Annotated in this window: 9 protein-coding genes; 4 read left to right on the top strand and 5 right to left on the bottom strand. The window is 57.1% G+C overall.

From position 1 onward, the window contains the following. The first annotated feature begins 157 nt into the window (after nt 1-157). Nucleotides 158-2,680 (top strand): ExeM/NucH family extracellular endonuclease, encoded by a 2,523-nt coding sequence (locus tag ACVWXW_RS14045; protein ID WP_457404322.1) that lies wholly within the window; start codon nt 158-160, stop codon nt 2,678-2,680. A gap of 277 nt (nt 2,681-2,957) precedes the next feature. Here ACVWXW_RS14045 and cbiD read toward each other — a convergent pair whose 3' ends face one another. Next, the gene (gene cbiD / locus ACVWXW_RS14040; protein ID WP_457404321.1) at nt 2,958-4,064 is read right to left on the bottom strand and encodes a cobalt-precorrin-5B (C(1))-methyltransferase CbiD; all 1,107 of its coding nucleotides are present in this window, start codon (nt 4,062-4,064) and stop codon (nt 2,958-2,960) included. A gap of 199 nt (nt 4,065-4,263) precedes the next feature. Here cbiD and ACVWXW_RS14035 point away from each other — a divergent pair, with 199 nt between their 5' ends. Then, a complete protein-coding gene (locus ACVWXW_RS14035; protein WP_414350209.1) occupies nt 4,264-4,617 on the top strand; it encodes a hypothetical protein in 354 nt (117 codons plus the stop codon). A 38-nt stretch (nt 4,618-4,655) separates the two neighbouring features. On the opposite strand, the gene def is transcribed toward ACVWXW_RS14035, so the two are convergent. From def to ACVWXW_RS14015, 4 genes are all read right to left on the bottom strand, one after another. Further along, entirely contained in the window at nt 4,656-5,246 is a 591-nt protein-coding gene (gene def, locus ACVWXW_RS14030; protein ID WP_414388951.1) for a peptide deformylase, read from the bottom strand. Between the two features lie 137 nt (nt 5,247-5,383). Further along, entirely contained in the window at nt 5,384-5,698 is a 315-nt protein-coding gene (locus ACVWXW_RS14025; protein WP_011434312.1) for a DUF3593 domain-containing protein, read from the bottom strand. Between the two features lie 3 nt (nt 5,699-5,701). Continuing rightward, entirely contained in the window at nt 5,702-6,028 is a 327-nt protein-coding gene (locus ACVWXW_RS14020) for a DUF2499 domain-containing protein (protein WP_457394957.1), read from the bottom strand. Further along, the gene (locus tag ACVWXW_RS14015; RefSeq protein WP_041437678.1) at nt 6,028-6,204 is read right to left on the bottom strand and encodes an NblA/ycf18 family protein; all 177 of its coding nucleotides are present in this window, start codon (nt 6,202-6,204) and stop codon (nt 6,028-6,030) included. The genes ACVWXW_RS14020 and ACVWXW_RS14015 overlap by 1 nt, the downstream gene beginning before the upstream one ends. Before the next feature lie 376 nt (nt 6,205-6,580). Here ACVWXW_RS14015 and ACVWXW_RS14010 point away from each other — a divergent pair, with 376 nt between their 5' ends. Together ACVWXW_RS14010 and ACVWXW_RS14005 are read left to right on the top strand one after the other, a co-directional pair. Further along, nucleotides 6,581-6,832 (top strand): RNA recognition motif domain-containing protein, encoded by a 252-nt coding sequence (locus ACVWXW_RS14010; RefSeq protein WP_011434316.1) that lies wholly within the window; start codon nt 6,581-6,583, stop codon nt 6,830-6,832. Between the two features lie 123 nt (nt 6,833-6,955). After that, nucleotides 6,956-8,260, top strand: a complete 1,305-nt coding sequence (locus tag ACVWXW_RS14005) for a metallophosphoesterase family protein (RefSeq protein ID WP_457404320.1) — start codon at nt 6,956-6,958, stop codon at nt 8,258-8,260. Nucleotides 8,261-8,686 lie beyond the last annotated feature (426 nt).

Below are 8,686 nucleotides of genomic sequence, written 5' to 3'. Positions count from 1 at the left end.
CAGGACTTGGGTCATGGTTCTATCATAACTTCCGCATTCCTCCCGACACTGACCCTACGGGTACAGTGCGGGGCTCCTGCGATTTCTAGCTGAAGATGGTATCCATACAGACGGTAAAAATACGGGATCCTTTGAAGTTTCGGGAGGAGTGAAGCAGATGTGGTCTAGGGTTACTTCGCGTCGTGTTGCCCAATCAATTGCGGTGCTAGTTTTTGGTTTGGTGCTTTTGGTTTCTCTGCAAGGGCGCGGCTCCAGAAGAACTCTTTTGCCAATACTTACACCTGTGCCCACACCGACCCCGACTTCAACACCCACAGCCACGCCAACACCGACGCCCACGCCGGGAGGCTGTGATCCCAACGCCAACCTGATCCCAGTTGGCACTGTCCAGGGCACTGGCTTCACTTCCCCCCTGGTGAACCAAACAGTCACGGTTTCTGGAATCGTAGTAGGAGACTTTGAAAATGAGGGGGTGGCTGGCCAAACCTATCTCCAGGGCTACTACCTACAAGATGATGGTGACGGGAATCCCGCCACATCAGATGGCATCTTCGTTTTCAGTGGCACAGCTAATAACGTCAGGCTTGGGGATAGGGTTCAGGTGACCGGAACGGTTGCTGAGTTCCGCCAGCAAACCCAGCTCTCCAACGTCACCAGCTTTACTGTCTGTAGCTCTGACAATCCGTTGCCGGCCCCAGTGCAGATCTCTCTACCGCTGACTGCGGAGCAAAGGGAAGCTCTGGAAGGAATGCTGGTCACATTTGGAAATCAGCCCCTGTTTGTAACCGACTCCTTCTTGCTGGGACGCCACGGGGAGCTGAGTGTGGCCACAGAGCGGTTGTTCACTCCTACGCAAATTGCGGCTCCCAGCCAGGCAGCTGCCATTCAAGCGGAAAACGACCGAAAGCGGATTCGCATTGATGACCGGCTGCTCACCCAAAACCCAGATCCGGTTATCTACCCCACTCCGGGTGGCCTGAGCGCGGCTAACACTGTGCGCGGCGGCGATCGCGTCAGCAACATCACCGGGATCATGACCCAGTTGCGAGGCCGGAATGTCAGTGGCGATGTGGATGCGACCATCGACTACCGTATCCACCCCAATGATCCCAACAACTTGCCCAGGTTTACAGCCACCAACCCTCGCCCGCAAAACCCACCCTCAGTAGGGGGCTCCCTGAGGGTAGCTAGCTTTAACCTGTTCAACTACTTCAACACCTTCGGCAACGCCTGCTTCCCCAATAACTCCTCCTGTCGGGGAGCCAGCAACGCCACCGAGTTCACCCGCCAGCGGGATAAGCTCATCGAGGCTATTCGCCGCATGGATGCCGATATCGTAGGCCTCAACGAGTTAGAAAACGATGGATACGGTTCGAATAGTTCCATTCAGGATTTGGTGAACGGGCTCAACCAGGTCATGGGGGCAGGAACCTACGCCTTTGTGAATGTTGGAGTGCCCAACCTGGGCGGCGATGCCATCACCAACGGCTTTATCTACAAGCCAGCTACGGTTGAAATTGCCCCCGGCACTAACCCGGCCTTCCTGGACACAGGGGAATTCACCCAAGGCCCCGGACGCTTCCATCGTCCTCCTCTGGCTGTAACCTTCCGGCAGCGGAGCAACAACGCCACCTTCACTGTTGTGGTCAACCACTTCAAGTCCAAGGTTTCTCCCTGCGATCCTATTGACAACGATCCCTTCCAAGGCAATTGCAACGGCAACCGCACCCGGGCCGCTCAGCAACTCTTGAGCTGGCTCGCCACCAATCCAACTGGCTCCACCGATCCGGATGTGTTGATTATGGGGGATCTCAACTCCTACGCTATGGAGGATCCGATCAAAACTCTGGAGGCGGGCGGGTTCATCAACCTCAATGGCTCCAACAGCTACTCCTTTAGCTTCCAAGGACAGTGGGGATCTCTGGATCATGCCCTGGCCAACAGCAGTCTGAGACCCCAAGTTACAGGCTCAGCTAAGTGGCACATCAACGCTGATGAGCCCGTGAGCTTGGACTACACCCTGAGCTTCAAGAGTCCCTCTCAGCAGAGCCTCTTCTACGCCAGCGATCCCTTCCGCTCTTCCGACCACGATCCGGTGCTCGTTGGCTTGAACCTGACTCCGGCCCCAACACCGACGCCGACGCCCACACCGACACCAACTCCTCCTTCCGTTAACCTGCCTTTGACTGAAGGCTTTGATAACTGCAACCCTGCTCCAGCCGGCTGGCAGATTGTGGATGTGGACGGCGACACCAGTCGTTCCTGGGGTTGTGTCAACTCCCTTGCCGAGGCCAACGCTTTCAACGGTCAGCAACCGGGTAATGACTGGCTGATCACTCCTCCTCTGAACCTGGCTTCCGTCAGCAACCCAGTTCTGACCTTCTGCAATCAGAGTTCTTTTAGCGATAACGGCCTTCCTCCTTCGCAACAACTAAGCGTTCTTTACTCCACCAACTACAGCGGTGCAGGCACTCCAGCGGCAGTGAATGCAGCCACTTGGACTGCTCTGACGATTCCCACTCTCTCTACGGGCAGCTTCGTCGACTCCGGCCCGATTTCTCTGGCTGGGATCCAGCCTTCCAACCGTGTTTACATTGCCTTCCGCTATCGCTCTTCTGGTACAGCTTCCGGCTCGGCCACTCGCTGGCGGGTGGATAGTGTCAACATCTCCGGGAACTAGGTGTGGGATCCTAGTGCCAACCTGAGTCTGATTGGCAGTGGCTGGGAAAGTGGATCTGCTTCCTCAGCCGTAACGCTCTCCTATGTGGTCTTGGCCGGGATCCACCGTTGCTCAGCGGGTTTCGAGCAGAGGGATTGACTTTTGGAGCACGGACTAAAGGGAGAGGAGCCGGGGGTGGTTGCCTTTGGCGGCACGGAGCGCTTAAGACACTTCGGGAGAAAAATGGTTGAGGATCCGGGGGGATTGCAATGTCCTCGTCTCAATCGAAATGACCTCATTATGGGATCCCAGCCTGGGCGCAGATTTGCCCCTGTCGGTCGAACAACGTCACCGCCAACAGCAGGGATCGACCGGCATACTTTTGCACATAGCCTGTGGCTCGCTCCAGGATTTGGCGAGCCAACTCCTGCATCACGGGTGCTGCCCAGCCAAGGCCATCCAGATGGTGCACCGCTGCCTCTACTGTCCGCAACTCCAGCACTTGCCGTGCCTGTTCTGCCGTTCCCCCACGCCGGATCAGGGCTGCCGCCAGAATTTCCAAGCGGGCATCGGCCACGTGGCTGGAAGTGGTGAAGATCCCCCCTGCCAGCTTGATCAGCTTGCCGTGGTAGCCGATCAAATGAATGGACTCCGCCCCCCGCAGCGCCGCTTCCACCAGCAACGGCCCTATCCAATTGGCTACTCGCAGGATCTGGTCTTCCGGGATCCCTTGCCCCAGCGCCACCTGCTGCCCATGGCTGCCCACGCAAAAGATCAAATGCTTGTGCCGCTCCAACTTTTGTTGCAGCTCTTGGCGGGCTTGCTCTAAGCTCTCAACACTTGAGGAAGGCTCCACCTCCGCCCGCGTTCCCAACAGGGCCAGCCCTTCCAGCACCCCAAAAGCGGCATTGGAGGTGCGCTCCGCCAGCAGCTTTCCTTCAGGCAAGATAATGCGAACCCGCAACCGGCAATCGGGGGGGATCCCGGGCAAAAGATTGATCTCAAACAAACGGCGGGCATAGGCATAAATGGCCGGGCTGCCATCGGTGCGTCGCCCCAGCCCTTCCCCGGCTTCCAAGATCAAGGGGGGATCCTCGGGATCCCTCTCCTCCAACCTCACCCAAGCCCAGACCGGTGTGTCGCGGGTGAGATCCAGGTGGGGGCCGGGATCCGAGCGGGTAATGGCCAGAGCTGTTGTCTTCTCCAAGGCAGCTACCTGCTCCACCGGGATGTGGATCCGAGCCTCAAGGGACCGGGGCTCAGCCTGCACCGCAATCGCCAAGCGCCCCCCTTCCTTCTCCAAAGGGATCCCCAGAAGGTGGTGAAGAGCAGCCCTGGCCGAGGCAACGGCGAAAACGGGCAAGGTGTAGCCCCGCGGTCGGGATCCCTGAACAGCATCCTGCATCTGCACAGCTTTTTGCTTCGGAAATGGATGACCGGAAAACCAAAATCTCCGGAAAATGCACACCTCAATTGTGGCTTGTGAGAGAACCCAGGAGTTTCGGGGAACACCTCCCGGAAGCAATCGTTAAATGATCTGGGGGAAGAAGGGGGGATCCGAAATTTGCCTTTTTCAATGAAGGTAGTCGAAAGCTGGGGCAGCTATGAGCGAAGCAGTGCAGCACTACCTTGAGCGTCTGGAGTCGCAAATACAGGAGCTAAAAGCTGCCATCGAGCGGATGCCCGAGCAGGTGGTGGCTGTTCTCCTGGCTACCCAGGAAGCCAAAAAAAACACCCCCGCCCCCTCCCGTTACAGCGTTCTAATCTCAGACTTGGTGGAAGATGGCAGCCACAACTTCCTGCTGGATGATGAACCCACCGTGGTGAGCAACCGCAGCATGGGGCATGAGCTGGCCCCCGAAGCCCAAATACAGCGCCTGAGTGCCCAGTTAACCGCTGCCTACAACCGCATTGCCGCTCTGGAAGAGCAGCTCTTGGCCCAGCGCTTGCAACACTAAACCAAACCGACAGTCGTCCGGACCGGTCTGGAAAGGCTTCAACGGGGAACAGCAGAGGGCTTGCCTTTGCGTTGCACATCCTGCATCTGGAAGCCGTGTTTGCGCAGCTCTTGATCCAGCACCAGCTCGTTTTCCACGTGATCCACAAACAACACGCCGTTGAGGTGGTCGATTTCGTGCTGGATCACCCGCGCCAGCAAATCGTCCGCTCGAAGGGTGCGGGGCCGCCCCGTTTCATCCTTAAACGAAACCACAATCCCTTCTGGGCGCACGACCTCGCAAAACACCCCCGGAATGCTTAGACAACCCTCCTGCCCGGCAACGGCCTCGCCAATGTACTCCCGGATCTCCGGGTTGATCAGCACCAGCGGTGGCACCTCCGGCTTATCGGGATAAAGATCCACCACAATCATGCGCTTGGGAATGCCAACCTGCGGAGCCGCCAGACCAATCCCATCAAAGCTGTACATGGTCTGCAGCATGTCCCGGGCAAGCTGGCGGATCTCGTCGTTGACCTGGCTGATGCGCTTGGCCGGCTGCCGCAGCACCTTGTCCCCCATGCGATAAATGCGCAGGGGCGGATGCTTCAGCTTCACTTTGGGAACGGCAACAGAAAGGGTAGCCACCATCCGGCAGATCTCTTCAGAATAAACAGCAGGTATCGGGTCTGGATCCCCATTCTACATTCAGTCCTGGTTGTGCTGAAACCATTGTTGCCTAGCTCTCCTCTCCCTTTGGAGAGGGGGTAGAGGCTTGTTTGGGATGATCATGGTTCAGGGTTGCCGTCGCCAGCCTCTGGAAGTCGTTGGGCCTGTTGGTCAATTCCCTGCTTAAAGCCCAAGGCCACCAAAATATTGGAGAGGGTGAGAAAAGCCTCTGCCCCTCCATGCAAGGGATCCACATTGGCCAGGGAAGTGCCGTAGTGCATCTGAGCGTACAGCCCTGCCGGGATGCTGACGGCCACAAAAAGCAACAACAGCCAAAATCCAACCAAAGCCAAACGTGGGATCCGGCGCAGCCGCGACAGAAAGAATAAAAAGACCAAGTAAGGGAACAGAGAGAGGGCAAATAAACTGTTCATCGCCTAGTCGGGATCCCCCTTCTGTGCAGGCTCATCCACCCTTTCAGCTCGCCAAATGCGGTAGGCAGCCCAAGCCAGGGTACAGTTGCCCAGCAAGGTGAAGCTGGCCTGTGCAGTGACCACCCAGTCTAACTTGGGGTCGTTGTCAAACCAGTGCCAGGTGATCGCGCACATTGCCCCCGACAAAGCGGGCAGCATCGCCCAGCTCAAACTTCGCCACTCGGGCCGGCCCACCCGCTCCCCAAATTGCCACACGAGCACAATAGCAGCGATCCACTCCAAGACGCTGGCAATGTGAATCCACCAGGTGGGAAGCGAAAGGGCGTGCATCAGGCGCTGAGGGAATGACGCAGCAGTTGGCGGTAAGTGGCCTCCTGCAACAGCATTTGCTTGTGCAGTTTGACCAAAATGTCTTTGGCCTGCTCGGGGCTCATGCGAGAAACCAAGGTCTCGAAAGCCCGCTGGCGAAATTGCTGCTCCAAAGAGAGCTCTAGCGTTTCATCCATCATTATCACCTCAGAGTGCTCAGGTAGAGAGGTCTGCAAAGAGTTCCAACAGCGCAGATCTGGCCAGGTAGTGCAAGCAGGATAATACATATCTTAACAAATCGCAACAACGTGACAAGATGCCGGATCTCGACGTGCCGGAAGGGAGCTTGGCCGAGGCGAGGGCAGAGAACCTCAACCCAGTGGCAGAAAAGTACAGGCCCGTCAAGTTGGACAAAGGTGCATTTTGGATGGGGAAGGGGGAAGATTTTCCGGCAGGGATCCCTTTACATCCTTTCACGTTGTGCGACTTAGCAAGGCTCCATGATAGAAGTGAAGTACTCTGGAGCTTTGTTGCCACCCTTGCTGATTGGTGACTTACCTTGCTTGAATTGCCATGACCATTTTTGTGGGAAACCTGAACTATAAAGCCTCAACAGAAGAACTAAAAGCTTTCTTCCAGCAGAGGTGGAACGTTAAGTCGGTTACAATCCCGATAGACCGAGAAACCGGGCAGACACGAGGCTTCGCGTTTGTGGATCTGGCAACCGAAGCTGAGGAGGACGAAGCCATCGAGAGCGCGAACGGGCAGGAATTCATGGGCCGGCCTCTGCGTTTGGATCGAGCCAGGCCCCGCCGCCAAGCCTAAGCAAAGATTGTTCAACCCTGGGTTTGCCATTCTGGACAACCAAAGGACTCCGTCCCGCTAACGCGAACGGCAAGGTTTATCCCAACAGATGGGAGAGCTGCAAAGTCTCCAAGAGCGCCCAAGATGGTAAGGTTGCTACATCTTTCCGACATTCATCTGGGCAGTGGCCTTGCCTACGGCCACATTAACCCGGCCACCGGCCTGAATACCCGTTTGGAAGATTTTGTAGCTTCTTTGCGCTTGTGCATTGACCATGCTCTCAACCAAGCGGTGGATCTGGTGTTGTTTGGGGGCGATGCTTTCCCCGATGCGACACCCCCCCCTCTCCATCAAGAGCTTTTTGCCCAACAGTTTCGCCGCCTGGCCGATGCAGGGATCCCAACCGTCCTGTTGGTGGGCAACCACGATCAGTACGGGCAGGGACAGGGAGGCAACAGCCTGGCTATCTACCGCGCTTTGGGGGTCTCAGGCTTTATTGTGGGGGACAGACTGGAAACTCATCGGATCGAAACTCGCGGTGGCCCGGTGCAGGTGACCACTTTACCTTGGCTGAGTCGCTCTGCTCTACTCGCCCAACAGGAAAGCTTGGCGCTTGAAGGGGAAATCCTCGCGCATCAGCTCCTGCAGCGCCTCCGCCTAGCCCTAGAAGGGGAGATCCGCACCCTGCAGCCAGGGATCCCGGCGATTTTGTTGGCTCACGTCATGGTGGAGACAGCCCGCTACGGAGCAGAACGCCATCTTTCGGTGGGCAGAGGATTTACGGTGCCCCTTTCGCTGCTGGCTCGGCCTGCCTATCAATATGTTGCCTTGGGGCATGTCCACCGTCACCAGGTGCTGTGTCGGGATCCCTTGATGCTCTATCCCGGCAGCATTGAGCGGGTGGATTTTGGCGAAGAAAAAGAGGAAAAAGGCTGTGTGCTGGTGGAAGTCACCCCTACGGGGGCCAGCTATGAATTTTTGCCCCTGCCAACCCGTACCTTTCACACCATTCGCCTGGATCTGAGCGCAGATCCACCCCAGCAGGCGCAGTCCAAGCTGCTGGCTGCCATCGCCAAGGCCCCCGTGGCCGGCTCCATCCTGCGGTTGATCTACCGCATACGGCCCGACCAGCTAGAGTGCATTGATGAGCGGGCTCTGCACAACGCTCTTGCCCCTGCTTTTAGCTACACCATCGCCCCAGAAGTGGTCAGCCCCAGCCGCATCCGTCTGCCGGGCTTGGATCCCAACCGACTTGAGCCCCTGACGGCTCTGGAGCAGTATTTGGCCAACCGCAGCGATCTGGCCCCCTTGCACAACGATTTGCTGGCCGCCGCCCGTCAGTTGTTGGAGGAATATGCGGATCCCTTGCAGGACTGGGATCCCAACTGGGAGGAGCCGGGAGCTTCAAGCCCTGCCTCAGCAGAAGAGGAGCAGTTGCCTTTGTTTTGAGATGCTCCCTTTGTCGCCTCAGGGTTCATAGGGGTGGGGATGGGGGATCCCTGTACGAAGAAATCAGGACAGGAGTGCTCGCCAAAGCTGCGGGCTCCTCAAGTTTCAAGTGATCTGAATCACTTCGAAATGGCAAAAAGCAACACAAACTGGGAATCGGGTTGAAGACGTTGGCAACGACGGCATCAGCTCACTCACAGGGAACTGACTCAGACTGGTAGACCTCACACTGCCAGTCTTTTTTTGTTTAGGGCCTGGGGGCTGTGAAGTCGCAGCGAGCGGGGGATCCCTTTCTAGCATTCATGAAATTCCCATCTTCTTTTCTATAGAGTCAGCTAGAAATCGCAGGAGCCCCGCACTGTACCCGTAGGGTCAGTGCCGGGAGGAATGCGAGGTTACAATAGAACCATGACCCAAGTCCTGACC

This window comes from Thermostichus sp. MS-CIW-30 (assembly GCF_054058015.1).
The sequence above is the reverse complement of the archived record's forward strand: the minus strand, read 5'-3'. Positions and strand labels throughout refer to the sequence as shown.

Bases quoted from the DNA above. Each gene is read 5' to 3' on its own strand.
- ACVWXW_RS14045 (WP_457404322.1), top strand. From the start codon at position 158: ATGTGGTCTAGGGTTACTTCGCGTCGTGTTGCCCAATCAATTGCGGTG.
- cbiD (WP_457404321.1), bottom strand. From the start codon at position 4,064: ATGCAGGATGCTGTTCAGGGATCCCGACCGCGGGGCTACACCTTGCCC.
- ACVWXW_RS14035 (WP_414350209.1), top strand. From the start codon at position 4,264: ATGAGCGAAGCAGTGCAGCACTACCTTGAGCGTCTGGAGTCGCAAATA.
- def (WP_414388951.1), bottom strand. From the start codon at position 5,246: ATGGTGGCTACCCTTTCTGTTGCCGTTCCCAAAGTGAAGCTGAAGCAT.
- ACVWXW_RS14025 (WP_011434312.1), bottom strand. From the start codon at position 5,698: ATGAACAGTTTATTTGCCCTCTCTCTGTTCCCTTACTTGGTCTTTTTA.
- ACVWXW_RS14020 (WP_457394957.1), bottom strand. From the start codon at position 6,028: ATGCACGCCCTTTCGCTTCCCACCTGGTGGATTCACATTGCCAGCGTC.
- ACVWXW_RS14015 (WP_041437678.1), bottom strand. From the start codon at position 6,204: ATGGATGAAACGCTAGAGCTCTCTTTGGAGCAGCAATTTCGCCAGCGG.
- ACVWXW_RS14010 (WP_011434316.1), top strand. From the start codon at position 6,581: ATGACCATTTTTGTGGGAAACCTGAACTATAAAGCCTCAACAGAAGAA.
- ACVWXW_RS14005 (WP_457404320.1), top strand. From the start codon at position 6,956: ATGGTAAGGTTGCTACATCTTTCCGACATTCATCTGGGCAGTGGCCTT.